The following is an 18,095-nucleotide window of genomic DNA, read 5'->3' as shown; positions in this document are numbered from 1 at the left end:
GTTTGGTGGTGGCCTCGGCCGCGACATCTGACAGTGCTGGTTCGCCCGTCACTTGGACCATGAGGTCCGGGTTCATCGCCTCGACGATGACCGATCCGGCGGTGGTGTCGGCACGGACGACGACGTTGCAGGGCAGTAGCAGGCCGATCTCACGCACGATTCCTACGGCGCGGTGTGCAAGCGTGGGATTGCACGCGCCTAGGATCAGATACTTCTCCATGTCTGTGCCAAGTTTGGCTTTCAGGGTGGCCTGCATGTCAATTTCGGTCAGCACACCGAAGCCTTGCTCGGACAGTGCTGCTTTGGTGGCGGTGACCGCCGTCTCGAAGTCGGTGTCGGTCAAGGTGGTCGAGAGTGCGATGGTCATGGTGGAGAATTCCTTCCGTTCGTCGAACTGCGGCAATTGTGTGCCTATCCGCTTCGGGGGTGGCGAAGACTTGGTACGCCCGCTCTGGTGAGAAGCGCACTTGCCGGGCACCAGCCGACCGCGGCGTAGAGGGCGAGGTTCGCGGCGGCGAAGGCGCTGAGCAGCCTCCACCGTGGTGCGTGGAGTTCGCCGAGGGTCAGGCCCGTCGCGGTGACGCCGGCGGCCAGTGCGGGGACGATACGTTCGATCGGCCACCCGGCAGACGTGCTCGAATGCGTGATGTTCGGATCGGTCATGATTCCTCCGTGAGGTGTTGTAATGGTCAGTGCGAGAAGCGGATCGACGGCAACATTCTGCGCAGCCAGCCCGGTGCCCACCATGCAGCGTGACCGCTCAGCCGGAGCAGGACCGGGAGCAGGATCAGCCTGATCAGGAAGGCGTCGAGCAACACCGCGACGCCGAGGATGATGCCCATTTCCTTGGGTGGGAGCGGATCGGAGAGCGCGAAGGTGAAGAACACGGCGACCATGACCGCCGCAGCGGCGAAGATGACGCGTCCGGAGTGCGCGAGGCCGTCGACCTGAGCAGCCTTCGGGTCCCCGGTCTTCTCGTAGTGTTCTTTCGCGGTGGCGAGCAGGAACACGGTGTAGTCCATGGCGATGGCAAAGATCATCGCGAAGAAGAACACCGGCCCCCAGCCGTCGAGGAAACCTTGAGGGGTGAAGCCGAGCAGCGACGATCCGTGTCCGTCTTGGAAGATCAGCTTCGCAACCCCGAACGCTGCGGCGGTCGACAGCAAACTGACGGCGGTGCCGAGGATCGCGATCAGTGGTGCCTGCAGAGCGACGAGCAGCAGGATGAAGCCGAGGGCGAGGATGATCCCGATAACCAACGGTAGGTAGTCGTTCAGGGCTTGCTGCAGGTCGAGGTTCTCCGCTGGCGCGCCGCCGACGAGCGCGGACTCCGGTAGTTGTGCGCGTAGGTCACCGAGGATCGTGCCCATGGCCTCTGCGGAAGGGTCCACGGCAGGAAACGCTTGCAGCAGTGTGTAGTTCGAATCGTCTGTTGATGGTGTGGGCGGGGTGACCATCGAGATCCCGTCGACGCTGCTCGCTGCCGCGGCGGTAGCAGCCGCATCGGAAGACGGGACAACTATCTGCAGCGCGCCGGGTGCCCCGTCACCGAACTGGGCCTGAACCAACTCGTAACCTTGCCGAACGGGCGCATCGTCGGGAACGACAGCGATGGACGGCATTGCCACCTTCAGTCCCAGGACAGGTAAGGCCAGGGCGACGAGGATGCCGACGGAGACCAGCGCGAACGGCCATGGGTACTTGTGAAGCAATTCGCCCCACGCAGCGAACTTCGGGGATCGGTGCTGTTGGCGTTTCGCGTAAGGCAGGGATGCTGCGTTGACCTTGGGGCCGAGTGCGCCCAGCGTGGCCGGAAGAAGTGTCATGGTGGCGATCAGAACGAACGTGACGGCCAGCATGATGCCTACGGCCATGGTGCGCACGGCCGGTGCGGGAACGAGCAGCACTGCCGAGAGGCTGACCAGGACGGTAAGTCCGGACAGGAGCACCGCTTTGCCTGCGGTGTCCATGGTTTCGGCAACGGCTGCTCGTGGATCGGCCGTACGGAGGGCGTCGCGGAAGCGGGCGACGATGAACAAGGCGTAGTCGATGCCGAGAGCGAGGGCGAACATCATCGCGAAATTCATCGCCCATACCGAGATCGGTGTGACCTCGTTGAGCAGCACCAAACCGCCGGCGGAGGCGACGAGTCCGGCCACTGTGAGCAACAGCGGCAGCCCGGCAGCGACGAGGGAGCCGAATGCGAGCACCATGATCGCCAAAGTGACTGGCCAAGAGAATAGTTCAGCCTGAATCATCGCATCGTGGTTGGCTTTGTTGAAGTCGGACCACAACGCGGAGGATCCGGTGGGATAGACCTCGATACCGTCGCCGGAGAGTGCGGTCAGCTCGTCTTTGACATCGTCGACGGCTTTGACCATGTCGTCCGCGTTTGCGTTGGCGCCGGCGATGAGGATGCCGGTGTGGCCGTCGGGGCTGATGGTCATACCAGGCTGTGGGGCGATGACGGCACCGAACCGGGTGTCACCGTCGAACACAGCTGTGACGTCGATGAGTCTCTGCTGCACGGTGGGATCGTCGATCGACGCGGTGTCCGAATGGACCACCACCTGAACCGCGGCCGAGGAGTTCCCGCCGAAATGCTGTTGCGCGAGTTCACGGACCTGGACCGATTCGGATCCGTTGGCTTGCCACCCAGCACCCGCCAGTGACGAAAAAACCGACGGCGCTGCAGATCCGAGCGCGACAAGCGCGATCAGCCAGACACCGAACACCCATCGGCGGCGTGCGACCATCGCGCTTCCCAGGCGTCCGAGTATGCCGGGTGTAGATACGCGATCACGATCGTCACGACCGGTGGCCGTCACGGTGTCGGGCACAGACATAACTTCTCCTAAAATACGGGCTGGGGTATTCAAATGAGCGAGCTAGACCTCGGTAAACCTGACCCAATTGGAAGGTTAGGCCCTTGCACTCGCGACCGGGATTGGCGGCGAAACAGCGATCGCGAGGCGCTGGCGCCGATCGATAGGACCAACGGTCTCAGCAGAGCAGGTGCACTGCCGAGGCCGTGAAACATCCTTCGTGACGTCGTCGACATGTCGATCGCAACCTGCCCACGCGATCTTGTCGCATATCGGGCACGGGACGGGGTAACACATAGACAGTCCTTTCTGACGAGCGTCTACCCACTGTTGCATATACCCAGGGGGGTATGCAAGTACCCCTGGGGGTATACGCTCGGGTAGGCCGTTCGCTCCTCTCGGGCGCCCACCCGAGGGGGTGGGCCGTCCGGGTCGTCGAGTGCCCAGGCGAGGTACCGCTTTCTGGGTAGCCGACGCACACGTCGGCGCATCCGTCGAGACGACTCAGTCCGGGTGCGGCGGCCACGCCATCGGTGAGAGGTCTCGGGAACTCGTGGCGTGGATCGAGCGCGCCGGAACCGTCATCGGGGCAGTCGCCGTACGAGACGAGCTCCGACCGGAAGCACATGAGGTGATCGCCGGGCTACGACGCGGCGGGTACACCGTCGCGATGCTCACCGGCGACAACGAACGCACCGCCCAGGCGCTGGCCGCCGACGTCGGGATCGACGACGTGCACGCCGACCTGCGCCCGGAGGACAAGGCACGGATCGTGGAAACCTTGCGTGCGAACCGCCCGACGGCAATGGTCGGGGACGGTGTCAACGACGCCCCCGCCCTGGCCACCGCCGACTTGGGCATTGCCATGGGCGCGATGGGTTCCGACGTGGCCATCGAGACCGCCGATGTTGCTCTGATGGGCGAAGACCTGCAGCACCTGCCGCCGGCTCTGCATCCGATGAACCGAATGCTCGCACAATTGCGCAGTGTCTACACGAAGCGCATCGCTTGCACGACCGACACAGCGCCGTCGCGTTTCGGCCCGCAAAGAGGACCGCAGCCGGCCGCACCAGCGATGACACCCAGCGTTGGCATCACCTCGAACGCACACATGTCCTCTCCCAGCCCTGTCCATGGCCACACAAACCACCTCGCCATGCTCCCCTGGCCTTACATCAGCGTGACTGCCGCGAAGCCGTCGGGCAGGTTCTTCGCATCATCGTCGTCGCCGCCCCGGGATCCGCACTGGGCCGCTATCCGGAGGGCAACACCGAACGAACTCGTGCCGGTCTTATGACACCGATGCCGATACCTGACGATCTTGCCGAGAAAATGCAGACCTACCAGTCCTGGGTTTCGTTTACCGCGAGCTGTCCTGCACTGCCGCATACTCGAAACCACACGCCGACGGAGGAACACCATGATGCACCTTGAAATTTTGCAAGTCCCGGACTGCCCGAACGTGCAGCTCCTCGAACAACGGATCGAGCACGTTCTCGCGGAGGAGTCCATCGATTGGGAACTGCGCCACGTAATCGTCGACGATCCTCGATCCGCAAGGCTTGCGGGCATGACCGGATCGCCGACGTTGCTCGTCGACGGCCGCGATCCGTTTGCCGAACCGGACCAGGTCCCCAACGTGTCATGCAGGCTCTATCGAGATTCCACGGGCGAGGTCGGTGGCGCTCCTACCGTTGCTGCACTGAGGGGTGCGTTCGGTATGGCTGCGCCCACAGCTGATGTAGAGGGCGATGAGTGAAAGTATCGGCCACCCACCGGTGGTCCCAACAGGGTCGTCTCCAGCAGCAGCCCCGGGGTTCCTCACAAGGGCGAGCTGACTCAACGGTCCTCCGTACTGCGCCTGCTCGAGTCTCGTCCGCCTGATCCCGCAGCTTGTACCGATTCCGAAACTCGAGACCACCACGGATACCGCCGACTCCGCACCTGATCCCGTCACCTGACATCTTCATCCCAATGCCAATCAATGCATGATCGCGCGCCCTCGGCATCACCCAGGAAGGCAGCTTTGAGCGGTCATACGTCCAAAAAAGACAGGTTGTGGCACCGATGCTGGGCATTTTCGTTACTGGAGCTTTCACGCGCACCTAACCGGAGGGAACCCTTCACCGGGTGCGCATTGCACGCCGTTTTTCATCTACGACCATCACTTCTTCATTGATCCGGCGGCGCAATGACCGGAACGCGATCGCAGAGATGGCGAATCCGAGCAGCACCGCCCCGAACAGTGCTAACACACCGGGGATTTCGAGTTCGAGTATGGCGTTGATTCCCATGATGATCACTGCGAGGCCGGCGATCAGGGCGAGTCGAACCGCGGTGTAGTACATCACCAGACGCACGAGCTTTGACCGTGCTACACGGTTGATCCGCGCCACGCGCGTCTGCGGTGCTTGATGGGCACCCAGTGCCGCAATTTCTGGGCTGACTGGTGGATTGATACGGCCCTTCGGAGCGGACTGGCGTTTCACGATGCTCGATTCTCGGGTTCGGATCCCGCCTCTGGTTGGCGGGGGCGACAGAACGAACCATATGTCTACTATGCACAATAGTAGTTCAGTGTTGTCCCGGTTCACCGCACCACGCTTGGAGGAAGTGCATGCAGGCACAGTCTCGGTGGTTCCTGCTCTTCCTGGTTGTGATCGGTCTTCTCGTCGTGGCGATCTGGCCTCGATCAACGTCAACCGAGACCCATTCCTCGACCCGGCCTCAAGTGCCTCCGGCCGCCCAGGCAGATGAAGATCGCGTCGACTCGGGGTTTTCCTCGAAGTCCGCGGCAGCAGCGGTTCCCTGTCCTGTGGCCCCGGCAGTACCGCCCGCTGGAGGAGAACTCCTGGGAATCAAAGCGACGTGTCTTGGCGAGAATACTGTGGTCGACCTCGGTGCAGCGCTGTCCGGGGAGCCGACCCTGATCAACCTCTGGGCCTCGTGGTGCGGGCCGTGCCGATCGGAAATCCCGGTCCTGAATGACTATGCAGGTACTCCGGGCTCCATCCGAGTAGTCGGGATCAACGTCCAGGACGACATGTCCACAGCACTAGCGCTTCTCACCGCTGCAGGCGTGCACTATCCCTCGTTCGCTGCGGTCGACGACATCGGAATTGCGCTATCGGCGCCGCCAGTTCTGCCGCTGAGCTTTCTCGTCCAACAAGACGGGTCCGTCGAACAGATTACAACCCCCATGGTTTTCGAAAACACTGACCAAATATGTCGACGGCCATCGTAAGCTCCCCACTGGCGGCCATTTATGGCGCATTTTGTGGCCATGGTTTCTCCCCGCGTACGGCCAGATAGTTCCCCACCTGCTGTGAGTCAGATTCGGTCCCGGCAACGCTGGGTGGATGAAATCGAGCAGGGAGATCATGGAAATTTTGGAGGCGTACGACCTCACGGGTAGTTATCGGGCGGCGGCGGAGCTGGCTGGGTGTGATCACCACACGGTGGCCCGGTATGTGCAGATGCGCGCTGCGGGGCAGCCGCCGGACCGCCGGCGGCATCGAGCGCGGGCGATCGACGACTTTCTGCCGAAGATCGAGGAGTTGGTGGTCCGCTCGCAGGGCAAGGTCCGCGCGGATGTCATCCACGAACGGATCGTCGCGCTGGGGTTCACCGGCGGTGAGCGGACCACGCGCCGGACGGTCGCGGAGGCGAAGGCCCAGTTTCGGGCTGGTCGGCGGCGAGTGTATCGGCCGTGGGTAACCGAACCTGGGCTGTGGTTACAGTACGACTTCGGTGACGGGCCAACGATTTCCGGCCGGAAGACGACGTTGTTCTGCGCATGGTTGGCGTGGTCGCGATTTCGGGTGGTGATCCCGATCTGGGACAAGACATTGCCGACGGTGGCGGCGTGTTTGGATGCGACATTCCGCCGCTTGGGCGGGGTTCCGGTCTATGTCCTCACCGACAACGAGAAGACCGCGACGATCGATCACGTGGCCGGGATCGCGGTCCGCAATCCGGAGATCGTGGAGGTGGCACGGCATTACGGCACGACGCTGCGGACGTGTTTACCTGCTGATCCGGAGTCGAAGGGAGGAAGTGAGGCGACGGTGCGGATCGCCAAAGCCGACCTGTTGCCGAAGGAGGTGAACCTGCGCGAGCAGTATCACTCTTTCGGTGAGCTCGAGTCGGCTTGCCGGCAGTTCTGCACCGACGTCAACACCCGCGTCCACAGCTCTACTCGGCGGCGGCCGGTCGAGCGGCTGGCCGAAGAGTTGCAGCGGCTGCATCCGCTGCCGAAATCTCCGTTCACCGCGGTGTTCGGCACTACCCGGCGGGTGAACTGGGAGTCGACGATCTCGGTGGAAGGGGTGCGGTATTCGGTGCCGCACACGTTGATCGACACTCGGGTCTGGGCCCGCTTCCATGGTGAGGAGCTGATCGTGACCGCCGTCGACAATGATGGCGGTGCAGTCGAAGTCGCGCGGCACCGCCGCGGCCAACCCGGTTCACCGGTCCTCGACAACGACCACTACCCACCCCGCCCAGACCGCGACGCCGCCGACCGGGTGCCCAAGCCTCGTACCGCCGCCGAGCTCGCCTTCCTACAGTTGGGCCAGGGTGCCAACAGCTGGCTGGTCGAGGCTGCCGCCGCGGGAGCGCGCCGCATCAGGGCGAAGATGGCCGAGGCCGTGGACCTTTCGAAGCTGCACTCCCCGGACGCAGTCGACAGAGCGTTGGGGACGGCGGCGATGACCGGCCGGTTCGCCGATCGGGACCTGATCTCGATCCTCGACTACCAAGTCACCCACGAACACGCTGATCCGGTCCGTCGCAGCGAGAACCACACTCTGCAACCGGGCACCGCCGCCTGGTCCACCTTCGGCCAGACACCAGCGCCGGCCAGCCCAGCCACTACTGACGATGAAAGCGATGACGCCTGATGAGCACCCCTTTGCGCACTGTTACCAGCGCTAACGGCGACCCGTTGGCCGAGGCGATCGACCTGACTAAACGCCTGAAACTGCCCCATATCCGCAGGTCCTTGAGCGATATCATCCCGACCGCGAAAGCCCAACGCTGGGACCCCGCCGAAGTCGTGCGGGTTCTCCTCGCTGAGGAAGCCGCCGGCCGGGACCGGGCGAACCTGCACACTCGCCGCAAACGCGCGGGTTTCCCTACCGGCAAGACCTTCGGCGACTGGGACGAAACGAAATCGTCGATTCCCCGCGCCACCCAGGACGCGCTCCGCACCCTGGAGTGGGTCGGGCGGCGTGAATGTTTCTGCGTCTGTGGGCCTTCGGGAACTGGCAAGTCTCACTTCACCGAGGCACTCGGGCAGGCCGCAGTCGAAGCTGGGCTGGCGGTGTCTTGGTTCACCATCGAAGACCTCGGTGCCCTGGTCCGCCGGCACCGTGCCGACGACTCCATCGCCCGAGCCCTGACGAGGATCATCCGCTCCGACCTGATCATCGTCGACGACATCGGTCTGCTCCCGGTCTCTGAAGACGCCGCCGAAGGATTCTATCGCCTCGTCGACGCTGCCTACGAACGCCGAGCGATTGCCGTCTCGAGCAACCTGCACCCCTCCGGCTTCGACGAGATCATGCCCAAAACATTGGCCACCGCCACCGTTGACCGGCTCCTGCACCATGCGCACGTCGTCGTCACCGACGGCGACTCCTTCCGCCTCACCGAAGCCACCACCGGCAAGGGGGTGAAGCCCTTCAGCTAACCCAAATCAGAAAGCGGGTGGGGAAAAACAACTGGCCGCCACCGGGGAGAACCCGTGGCCACCAGCGGGGAGAACTACTGGCCGCCTACGGGGAGAACTTCGTGGCCATTGACACAAATACGCTCCGCTGTAAGTGAGTTGATGAAATGAATGCCCCCGCACTCCCTCGCAAATCGAGACAACGCGTACTCGGAAAACCGACCCGCATCCTCCCACTGGTCGCTATTCTCACTGCGATCGTCGTCGCCGCGAGTGGATGTGCAACCGGCACCGATGCAGTCGCTTCGGGTGCGAATTTCGATTTCGTGTCACCGGGAGGACAAACCGATATCTTGTACGACCCGCCCGAATCGCGAAACATGATCGGTGTATTGGCCGGACCTGACCTCATGGCCGACGGTAGCGATATTTCACTCACTGATTACGCCGGTCAGGTCGTCGTGATCAATCTGTGGGGGCAATGGTGCGCCCCGTGCCGGTCCGAGGCCGACGATCTCGAGCGCGCGTACGAAGCAACCGAAAGTCTCGGTGTTCAGTTTCTCGGGATCAATGTTCGGGATCCTCAACGAGACAAGGCCCAGGACTTCGTCGTCGACAACAGCGTGAGCTACCCCTCGATCTACGACCCGTCGATGAGAACTTTGACAGCGCTCGGCGGAAACTATCCGACAAGCGTGATTCCCTCCACCTTGGTGTTGGATCGCAGACAGCGCGTCGCCGCTGTGTTTCTTCGCGCACTTCTCACCGAGGATCTGCAACCGGTCATCGAGCGTGTGGCGGCCGAGCGGTGAACGAACTCGCCCAAGGTGTCGGGTCCAGCTTCCAGACAGCCGCCGCGAGCGGCCCGTTACTGCTCGCCGTAGCAGCGTGCATTCTGGCCGGTCTGGTGTCGTTCGCATCGCCGTGTGTGGTGCCGCTCGTTCCCGGATATCTGTCGTATCTGGCCGGCATTTCCGGAGCTGATTCTCCAGCGGTGACCCGTGGCGACGAGACCTCGGAACCTGCAGGCAGATGGCGGGTTACCGGCGCGGCAACGATGTTCGTTGCCGGATTCACCGTGGTGTTCGTTCTCGCCACCGCGTCGGTGTTCGGGGTGATCGGCACCCTTCGTATCAACGAAGACCTGCTCCAACGGGTGGGTGGTGTGATCACCATCGTGATGGGGTTGACGTTCATCGGCTTGATTCCTGCCTTGCAGAAAGACGCACGGTTCGCCCCGCGGCGTATCTCATCCCTTGCCGGCGCTCCCTTGTTGGGGGGCGTGTTCGCGTTGGGTTGGACACCGTGTCTCGGCCCCACCCTCGCTGGGGTTATTTCGGTTGCGGCCGGAACTGAAGGCACGACAGCAGCGCGAGGGGTGATACTGATCGTCGCCTACTGTCTGGGATTGGGACTTCCGTTTATCGTGCTGGCGTTCGGGTCGGCGAAGGCGCTCCGCGGCGTCGGGTGGCTCAAACGCCATTCACGGACGATTCAGATCGTCGGCGGAATAATGCTCGTCGCTGTCGGGCTCGCACTGGTCACCGGCGTGTGGGGCATGTTCGTCGGCTGGTTGCGCAACGAATTCGTCAGTTCGGTCGTGTTGCCGATATGACAGATAGCGCCACCGCGGGAGGTCGCATCCGTCGCCTCCCGAGACTGATGATCCGAGAAAGCGTTCGGCTACTGCGCCAGAATTGGCGCAGGTTGACGTCGATGAGTACCGCGCTCGTGCTCCTGTTCCTCTTGGCGCTCGCAGCACTTCCCGGTGCTATGTTGCCTCAGCGAAATCTCAACGTACAGAAAGTTTCCCAGTACATCGCGGCGCAGCCAACCCTCGGCCCGCTATTCGACAAGCTGGAGTTGTTCGACGTCTTTTCCAGCTTCTGGTTCACTGCGATCTATGTCCTGCTGTTTCTCTCTCTCATCGGCTGTCTGGTTCCACGCTTGCAGGCGCATCTCGGCGCGCTTCGGAGCCAACCTGTGCGAGCGCCTCGAAATCTGTCCAGGTTGCCTCACCATTTTCGCGGCGTAGTTGACATCTCGCATGACGAGGCCCTCACCAGAGTGCGGCAGTCGCTCAAGGGCTGGCGGGTAGCGGTCAGGTCCGAAAAGGATTCCGAGGTAGCGGTTTCCGCGGAGAAGGGGTATCTGCGTGAGGCCGGGAATCTGGTGTTCCACTTCTCGCTGATCGGGTTGCTCGTCACCGTCGCGATCGGCAAGTTGGTGGGGTACGAGGGTTCGGTGATCGTCATTGCCGACGGCGGCCCCGGTTTCTGTAATACGTCACCTGCCGTGTACGACTCGTTCCGCGCGGGAAGTGCTACTGACGGCACGGGTCTCGCGCCCTTTTGCATCAAGGTCAACGACTTTTCCGCAGATTATCTCGATACCGGTCAGGCCGAAATGTTCACCTCCAACATTTCGTATCAGAGCGGGCAGGATATCGCGACCAATACCTGGAAAGACTATCGTCTTCGGGTCAACGAACCGCTGCGTACCGACGGTGCCCGTGTTTATCTGACCGGCCATGGGTACGCGCCGCAGTTCACCGTCACTTTTCCCGACGGACAGTCCCGTACCGAGACGATGCAGTTTCAACCGGACGATGCGGTCACGTTCCTGAGCAGTGGGGCGTTGCGGTTCGATCCGCCAGGTGGATCGTTTCCGAATCCGGACGAGCGCCGGAAGAATCAGATCGCCATCGAGGGACTCTTCGCGCCGACCGCTTCCTTCAGCGGGACGCTTCTGACTTCGTCGTTTCCCGATGCGCGTGACCCTGCGGTCGCGATCGACATCTACAAGGGCGATACGGGTCTGGACACCGGCATCCCGCAATCGATCTTCTCGTTGAACAAGGAAATGATCAACCAAGGAAGGCTGGTCAAACAAGATCGTGTGAACCTCCGCCCTGGAGAGACGCGGACTCTCACCGATGGAACACAGGTTCGGTTCGACGGCGCCAAGGAATTCGCCAATCTGCAGGTGTCGTACGACCCTGCGCAACAGTGGGTTCTCGTCTTTGCGATCACGATGATGCTCGGACTTCTGATCTCGCTCGTGATCAGGAGGCGGCGAGTGTGGATCCGCCTACGCCCGGGGACGGGACCGGAGCAGGCTGATCTCGAACTCGGTGGACTCGCGCGGACCGATCATGCCGGCTGGGGCGGCGAATTCGACGATCTCTGTGAGAAATTGTTGACTGACCAGCGCAGTTCTCCTTCTACGAGAGCGGGCCTGTGAGGGTCCTTTCGGTCGACCGTGCGATCACTGCCGACAGTGAATTAGATGCATGCCTGAAGAGTGGTCGCCCCAAACGGCACCACGGTGGGATCGCTTTGCGTCTCGCTCTTTCGGTGGGCGCTGGGTGGCTGCTGTTTCTCAGCTTTCCGCCGCGCACGCTGTGGTTTCTCGCCCCTGTAGCCATCGCCCTGCTGACCGTCGTTCTCCAGGGGCGCAGTCTCCGTGCGGGTTTCGGATTCGGCTATGCCGCGGGACTGGGATTCTTCGTTCCCTTGCTGCCATGGGTCGGAGCGTACGTGGGTGCAACGCCTTGGTTGGCGTTGGCGGCGATTGAAGCGCTCGCGTTCGGAGTGTTCGGCGTACTGGCGGTGGCCGTCGGCCACGCTCCGCTTTCCCCGGTGTGGATTGCGGGTGCATGGGTCACCGCAGAAGCACTTCGTAGCCGAGTTCCGTTCGGCGGTTTCCCGTGGGGGCGTTTGGCCTTCGGGCAGGCAGACGGCCCGCTGCTGCCGTTGGCTTCGATCGCGGGGGCGCCAGGTCTTTCCTTCGTGACTGCACTGATCGGAACACTCATCGCCTGGTCACTGGCTGGGCCCTTGAATGTTCGATGGCAAGCATTGGCGAAAGGTGGCGCTTGCATCGTCCTCATCTTTGTGAGTGCATTGGTGACCGGTTCTCCCGGTGCCGCCCCTGACGAGGTCGTCACTGCGACCGTCGTTCAGGGCAACGTGCCGCGACTCGGCCTCGATTTCAACGCCCAACGCCGAGCGGTGCTCGACAATCATGTTGCCCGCACCGAACAACTCGCAGCTGAGGTCACAGCGGGCCGAGCAGCCCGGCCACGACTTGTCATCTGGCCCGAAAACGCTTCGGATATAGATCCTTTGACGAATCGGGATGCGGCGGATCGACTGGACCGAGCAGCCCGTTCTATCGGCGCCCCGATCCTGGTCGGTACGGTCCTGCAGGGCGAGCCAGGAACATCGATCAACAGTGCCATGGTCTGGGATCCGACGGACGGCCCTGGGCAGCAACACATCAAGCGGCAGCTTGTGCCCTTCGGGGAGTACCTGCCGCTCCGATCGATCGTTAGTGCGGTGTCGTCATATGCCGATTCTGCGGGCAATTTCGTTGCCGGGAACGGGAACGGCGTCGTCGACCTCAACGGAATTCAGGTAGCTGTTGCCACGTGTTACGAGGTGGCCTTCGACGATCTGGTGACCGAGTCCGTCAAGGCAGGAGCCACCGTCATCGCGGTTCCCACCAACAACGCGACCTTCGGCCGGACCGAGATGACCTTTCAGCAGCTGGCCATGTCGCGGGTGCGGGCGGTCGAACACGGCCGCAGTGTGCTGATCGCAGCAACCAGCGGTGTCAGCGCAATCATCACGCCGACGGGAGAGGTACGCCAACAGAGTGAGATCTTCACAGCACAAGCATTGACCGACGAGATCGCCCTGCGTTCCGATCTCACGTTGGCAACACGTGTGGGTTCGATTCCGGAACTCGCGTTGTCTGCGATCGTGCTTTCTCTCGCCGCTTCGGCACTCTTCAGAGGCATGTACCGGGTTCGGCGGGGTGAAAGAACGAGAACATGAATTACTATGCATGATAGTAATTCAGTGTCGGTGCCAGTGCACAAGCGAAACGAGTTCACCAATGACGATTTGTACGGCGGCAATGAACCTGCCCGAACGTGGTACAACGCGATGGGACCGATCGCGAGCAACTTCGGACCCATCACGCTACCCCCGCTGGACCAGAAATATGTTCGCGGTTCGGCCGGGGATCAGGTACCCGACGTGGTCGGGATGACCGAGTCCGCCGCAACATCTCTGTTGCAGAACGCCGGGTTCAAAGTGACGGTCTCCCTCACGTCAAGTCCGAGCGCGAGAGGGACAGCAACCGCGACAGCTCCGTCGGGAGCGGCACTTCCGGGCTCCACCATCACCCTGTACATAAGTGACGGATCCTCGACACCGAGCACCACCACGACGAGCCCATCACCGTCAGATACCCCAGGCCCACGATAAGCCCGGGTGCGCCACCATGATGCTTCGGCGATCCCCACCCGGTGGGGACTGCCACCGCACGCGCTCATCATGAACTCGATTCCCGTCGAGGACCTCGGATCCCGGTTGTGGCGAGCAGAAATCGCTCCGGAATACGGAACATGCGGAGTGCTTCCCTATGTGCCGCCCGCTCCCGCATTCAAAAAACATGATTCGATCGTAACTACATTCTAAGTAAATGACTTTCGATAAAACGGCATCGAAATTCCGCCCCACCGACTAGTAGATCGTTTCGGACATCAGATGGGAGGGTCCTCACGAATTCACGAGCCGTCTGATCGCCTCGGCGGCCTCCCTGATCTTGGCGTCGGATTCGGCGCCCCCTCTTGCGGCGGCATCGACGACACAATGACTGAGATGGTCTTCGAGCAATTCCATAGCTACTGCATGCAGCGCTTTTTTCATCGCCGATATTTGGGTAAGGATGTCAATGCAGCACCTTTCTTCTTCAACCATTCGCTGCAGCCCTCGCGACTGACCCTCAATACGCTTGAGGCGTTTGAGGTACAAGTCCTTTGCGCTGATGTATCCGTGGGTCGCATAGTCACGACGGCCTGGACCAACCGGATTAGTTGTGCCCACGAGATTCCCCTGGTCTCGTCGCCCGTAGTGGGCCAGACGCGAAATCACGTCGTCTCCATGGTGGGCGACAATCGATTGGACCTGCCCTGGCTACGGTGTAGTGCAGCAGTGGCACACACGAAGGCACGTTGAGCAGCATCCCGTCTGTATGGGCGCTTCGCCAACTGCAAGATCTCCGGGTAAGTGACCACACGAGAAGAACTCTCAATCATTCCTGCCACCAGGGCTAGGCAGTACCGCTGCACCCGCCCTGTGTTCAAACTTCCTGCCCACCGCCGGTTGCGCCACCAATGACGCGATGCGCCGTCATCCCGTCGACCCGTGCGTGGGACCAGACCAATTGCACCTCCCTGCCGTATCAGATCAGGGGCTTCGACGGCGAGCATTTCCCTTGCACTAGACCATTGCAGGGGGTGAATTCGCAGCCAGCCAACACCCTCATCTACTATGCATCTTAGTAGATAAGGTACCAGTCGCCCGGAAATGTTGCCATCCCTTCGAATACAGGACGAGACACCCAGATGCCCAATAGTCGTCGTGCGCGAACGTCCCCAATCGTGGGGCTCGTCGGCGCCGCTCTCATCGCCGTTTCTCTTGCGGCTTGTTCGACGCAGGGAAACGACGACAAGGCCGGCCAGTCCATCGTCCCGCCCATACCAGGGGTGGAGCTCACACCCGAACTTGACCATCTGCACGGGTTGCATATCAACGCCGATGGCACCATCTTGGCGGGTACGCATCGCGGACTGTTCGCGATCGGAGATTCGGGCGACACAGTGCGAGTGGGTGATTCCGACGACGATTTGATGGGGTTGGCGGGCGTGGCGGGCAGTGACACGCTCTTTTCCTCAGGGCACCCGGGACCGTCCAGTACCGCAGCCAACCCACTTGGCCTACGCACCAGCAACGACGGCGGCCGAACCTGGACGGATAGCTCGCTCGCGGGACAGGTCGACTTTCATTCTCTGGTTACAGATGGCACGACACTCGTCGGCTTCGACGGGGCCAGAGGTGTCACGGTGTCGAAGGATCAGGGAAAGTCGTGGGAATCCGGCGGTGCCCTGGGTGTGGCGTCCCTCGCTCTCACCGAGAGTGGGACATGGGCTGTCACCTCGTCAGGGCTGCAGTACAGCAGCGACGACGGGCGCACCTTCACAAAGTTCGCTGGAGCGCCGTCCATGGTGCTGATCGCGGGCTCCTCGGATGCACTGTGGGGGGTCGATCAAGATGGATTCGCCTGGCGGAGCAGGGAGGGAAAAGGCTGGGAGAAGCGCGCTAATGTCGGAGCAGTCGAAGCGTTGACTGCGGCGAGTTACGACAGCGCGTACGCGGCGACTTCTCAGTCTCTGTATGCCTTGAACTGACCTGAACATGTCGTTGTTCGTTCGAATGTTCCAGAGCATCACACTTGTGCTCGTTGCGGGAGTCCTTGTGGTTCTGGGCGCCGGCATCGCCAACGCTCACCCCACGCTGCTCTTTACCGAACCTGGCTCGGAGACTGCCGTTTCCGAGCCTCCGCAAGCCATCACCCTGATCTTCAACGAACAAGTCACCGCCGGGACCGATGCGATCAAAGTCCTGGACGGCGCAGGCCGTGAGAGCCCGATGGAGGCAGCAGAGTCGTCCAAAGGTGGCCGTGCAATCACTTCCCGGCTCTCGGATGCTCCGTCGCCGGGCACCTACACCGTCCGGTGGCAAGTGATCGGCGCAGATGGTGACCTCGTCGAGGAAGACTTTCGGTTTGCCGTCGGCCTCGCTTTGACCGACAGCGGCGGTGGCGGTGGCGACGACAGCGCCTCGACCTCGTGGACGGAAACCGTGCTCCGGTGGCTGCTGTTCGTCGGGTTCGCCCTCGCGCTCGGGACACTTGTCGCGGAGAGATTGTCGTCTGTACCGCACGCCGAGAACCCTTCGTTGAAGAAGTTGCGCACCTGGTTTCCGGCCGGCGCTTGTATTGCTTTGGTAGGTGTTGCAGGCCTTATGGTTTCGCTCGCCGCTTCGTCCAGCGTTGCTGCGCTATGGCAAGAACGTGCGGGCATCATCTTGCTCGTAGAGACGTGTGGGCTCATGTTGGCCTTGGCGCTGAAAGCCGCGGGGAGCCCCAGACTTGCGAGCGCAGCCCTTCTGCTGGTCATTGCCGCCGAAGGGCTGCGCTCGCACGCAAACGTCGTCGCTCCCGGATGGGGCGCGTTTCTCACCGCCGTTCATCTCGCGGCAGCGGCAATCTGGGTCGGCGCTTTGCTCCACACGGTTCGCACTGCATTCGCGTGGCGGGGTCAGCATGCCCCGGTTCGGTGGGTCGTGGCCGGTTACACACGACTTGCGCTGTGGACCTTCATCGTCGTCGTGACCACCGGTACGATCTCGGCATTGTTGCTGATCCCCGTTGCCGCAATGTTTTCCACCCCGTACGGGCAACTTCTGACGGTCAAACTACTCTTCGTCATCGCCGCCTCGGGTGTGGCGATATCTGCACGGCGGACGATGCGCAGAACTGAACAAGTGGGCAAACTGCGCAATCAGATTCGTATCGAGAGCATCCTCCTGATCTCCGTGCTCGCCATCAGTGCTGCATTAGTCTCGACGGCGCCTGCCAATTCACCCGCCCAGCCGGGACCACCTGCAGCCATCGGTCCGGTTCTGCCGCTGGGAACATTGGCTGGACAGATTGGGGTGAGCGTCGCCGCCAGCGAAGGGCAGCTGGTGGTTCGACTGTCGACTCCGCGCCGCGTCGACTACTACGCTCAGGAACCGGACCAGGAATACACCTTGATCGGCGCACTGCGGGCGAGCGGGCAGAACACTTCCCTTCCCTTGCGCGGGTGCGGATCCGGATGCTTCGTGGCGCAAGCCGATTGGCCACTGGGTGAAAGCATGCTCACGCTCGAGGCCGCGGCGACAGGGTGGCTGGGCGGGACGGTCAGCATGTTAATTCCATGGCCTGTTCAGTCCGGGGACACCGATCTCGCTCGAGCCGTAGATATCACCCGCACTCAGAAGAATCTGACCTTTTACGAATCGGTGACCAGTGATGCCGCAAACGTCGGACCCGAACCTCAGCAACTAAGTCTGTCCAGCGAGTTCTTCCTCGCCCAGGAGCCGTATGCGGACGGGACTGCGCCCATCGCGGTGCGCTTACCCAGCGCCGGACGGCAACTCCGTCTGGCATTGGGCTATCCGGCTGCGGGTATGAACGTACTGCTCGACCTCGACCAAACTGGACGAATAGTTTCCGAAACACTAAGCGATGCAAAACATCTCATCACCCGCACCTTCGTCTACCCCGAAGTGAACTGATGGGGGAGAACTGACGAGATATTCACGTCCAGTGAACTGTCACCGTGCAATAGGAACGGAAGCTGCGATGATCTCCCCTTACTCGTTCATTCACCCCTGCCAGTTCTGTCGCACCCGCGCACTGGCCGCGCCCAGGCCTTCGAAATTCCTACGGCATACGCAGGGTGACGAACCGGTAGCGGTGGCTCTGGCCTGCAGTCTGTTCAACCACTCATCCCCTGCTGTCGCTTGTCTTGATCACCGCAACCTTCTGATTGCAGGTTCCACCGTCACCTCGCTGGTCCTGCCCGGCGCGCACGACACCACGCTGATCACCGCGACAGTCGTCATCGAGCGCGAAGACAAGGATCATACCGGCACGCGTGAGTGGAGGGTTGCACGTTCCCCTGTTGCCGCAGACGTGCA

Annotated in this window: 16 protein-coding genes and 2 pseudogenes; 13 read left to right on the top strand and 5 right to left on the bottom strand. The window is 62.0% G+C overall.

Annotated elements, in window-relative coordinates; all coding sequences use genetic code 11:
- From RA302_RS33680 to RA302_RS33670, 3 genes are all read right to left on the bottom strand, one after another.
- A partial coding sequence (locus RA302_RS33680; RefSeq protein ID WP_338481279.1) for a DUF302 domain-containing protein occupies positions 1-367 on the bottom strand: 367 nt, incomplete at its 3' end.
- Between the two features lie 44 nt (positions 368-411).
- Positions 412-663: a YgaP-like transmembrane domain gene (locus tag RA302_RS33675; RefSeq protein WP_003944652.1), complete on the bottom strand. Its 252-nt coding sequence runs from the start codon at positions 661-663 to the stop codon at positions 412-414.
- Between the two features lie 26 nt (positions 664-689).
- Positions 690-2,756 carry an MMPL family transporter gene (locus tag RA302_RS33670; RefSeq protein ID WP_223304706.1) on the bottom strand — a complete coding sequence of 689 codons (2,067 nt, stop codon included), beginning with the start codon at positions 2,754-2,756 and terminating at the stop codon, positions 690-692.
- 631 nt (positions 2,757-3,387) lie between these two features.
- Between RA302_RS33670 and RA302_RS33665 the strand changes: the two are divergent.
- The 3 genes and pseudogenes from RA302_RS33665 to RA302_RS33655 form a co-directional block, all read left to right on the top strand.
- Positions 3,388-3,777, top strand: a pseudogene (locus tag RA302_RS33665) (HAD-IC family P-type ATPase); the annotation flags it as partial.
- Between the two features lie 56 nt (positions 3,778-3,833).
- Positions 3,834-4,151 (top strand): annotated as a pseudogene (locus RA302_RS33660) (DUF3703 domain-containing protein); the annotation flags it as partial.
- A 94-nt stretch (positions 4,152-4,245) separates the two neighbouring features.
- A complete protein-coding gene (locus tag RA302_RS33655) occupies positions 4,246-4,584 on the top strand; it encodes a hypothetical protein (RefSeq protein ID WP_003944633.1) in 339 nt (112 codons plus the stop codon).
- Between the two features lie 364 nt (positions 4,585-4,948).
- Here RA302_RS33655 and RA302_RS33650 read toward each other — a convergent pair whose 3' ends face one another.
- Entirely contained in the window at positions 4,949-5,314 is a 366-nt protein-coding gene (locus tag RA302_RS33650; protein WP_019747393.1) for a DUF4229 domain-containing protein, read from the bottom strand.
- 128 nt (positions 5,315-5,442) lie between these two features.
- Here RA302_RS33650 and RA302_RS33645 point away from each other — a divergent pair, with 128 nt between their 5' ends.
- From RA302_RS33645 to RA302_RS33610, 8 genes are all read left to right on the top strand, one after another.
- Positions 5,443-6,069, top strand: a complete 627-nt coding sequence (locus RA302_RS33645) for a TlpA disulfide reductase family protein (protein ID WP_030538068.1) — start codon at positions 5,443-5,445, stop codon at positions 6,067-6,069.
- 115 nt (positions 6,070-6,184) lie between these two features.
- A complete protein-coding gene (istA, locus tag RA302_RS33640) occupies positions 6,185-7,726 on the top strand; it encodes an IS21-like element IS1415 family transposase (protein WP_030538069.1) in 1,542 nt (513 codons plus the stop codon).
- Entirely contained in the window at positions 7,726-8,517 is a 792-nt protein-coding gene (istB, locus tag RA302_RS33635) for an IS21-like element IS1415 family helper ATPase IstB (RefSeq protein ID WP_003944771.1), read from the top strand. Before istA ends, istB begins: the two co-directional genes overlap by 1 nt.
- 146 nt (positions 8,518-8,663) lie before the next feature.
- Entirely contained in the window at positions 8,664-9,308 is a 645-nt protein-coding gene (locus RA302_RS33630) for a TlpA disulfide reductase family protein (protein ID WP_011133459.1), read from the top strand.
- On the top strand, positions 9,305-10,111 hold the full coding sequence (locus RA302_RS33625) for a cytochrome c biogenesis CcdA family protein (RefSeq protein ID WP_011133458.1): 807 nt from the start codon (positions 9,305-9,307) through the stop codon (positions 10,109-10,111). Before RA302_RS33630 ends, RA302_RS33625 begins: the two co-directional genes overlap by 4 nt.
- A 47-nt stretch (positions 10,112-10,158) precedes the next feature.
- Positions 10,159-11,739 (top strand): cytochrome c biogenesis protein ResB, encoded by a 1,581-nt coding sequence (locus RA302_RS33620; RefSeq protein WP_155277976.1) that lies wholly within the window; start codon positions 10,159-10,161, stop codon positions 11,737-11,739.
- Positions 11,736-13,337: an apolipoprotein N-acyltransferase gene (gene lnt, locus RA302_RS33615; RefSeq protein ID WP_338481278.1), complete on the top strand. Its 1,602-nt coding sequence runs from the start codon at positions 11,736-11,738 to the stop codon at positions 13,335-13,337. Before RA302_RS33620 ends, lnt begins: the two co-directional genes overlap by 4 nt.
- Before the next feature lie 24 nt (positions 13,338-13,361).
- The gene (locus tag RA302_RS33610; protein ID WP_058228112.1) at positions 13,362-13,772 is read left to right on the top strand and encodes a PASTA domain-containing protein; all 411 of its coding nucleotides are present in this window, start codon (positions 13,362-13,364) and stop codon (positions 13,770-13,772) included.
- A gap of 294 nt (positions 13,773-14,066) precedes the next feature.
- On the opposite strand, the gene RA302_RS33605 is transcribed toward RA302_RS33610, so the two are convergent.
- A complete protein-coding gene (locus RA302_RS33605; RefSeq protein WP_051720984.1) occupies positions 14,067-14,393 on the bottom strand; it encodes a metal-sensitive transcriptional regulator in 327 nt (108 codons plus the stop codon).
- 521 nt (positions 14,394-14,914) lie between these two features.
- Between RA302_RS33605 and RA302_RS33600 the strand changes: the two genes are divergently transcribed.
- A complete protein-coding gene (locus tag RA302_RS33600) occupies positions 14,915-15,757 on the top strand; it encodes a F510_1955 family glycosylhydrolase (protein ID WP_030537778.1) in 843 nt (280 codons plus the stop codon).
- 7 nt (positions 15,758-15,764) lie between these two features.
- Complete coding sequence (locus RA302_RS33595; protein WP_030537779.1) at positions 15,765-17,690, top strand: copper resistance protein CopC; 1,926 nt, start codon at positions 15,765-15,767, stop codon at positions 17,688-17,690.
- Positions 17,691-18,095 lie beyond the last annotated feature (405 nt).

Origin of the sequence: Rhodococcus sp. DN22, assembly GCF_036669995.1 — a bacterium.
GTDB classification, from domain to species: Bacteria; Actinomycetota; Actinomycetes; order Mycobacteriales; family Mycobacteriaceae; genus Rhodococcus_F; species Rhodococcus_F erythropolis.
The sequence above is the reverse complement of the archived record's forward strand: the minus strand, read 5'-3'. Positions and strand labels throughout refer to the sequence as shown.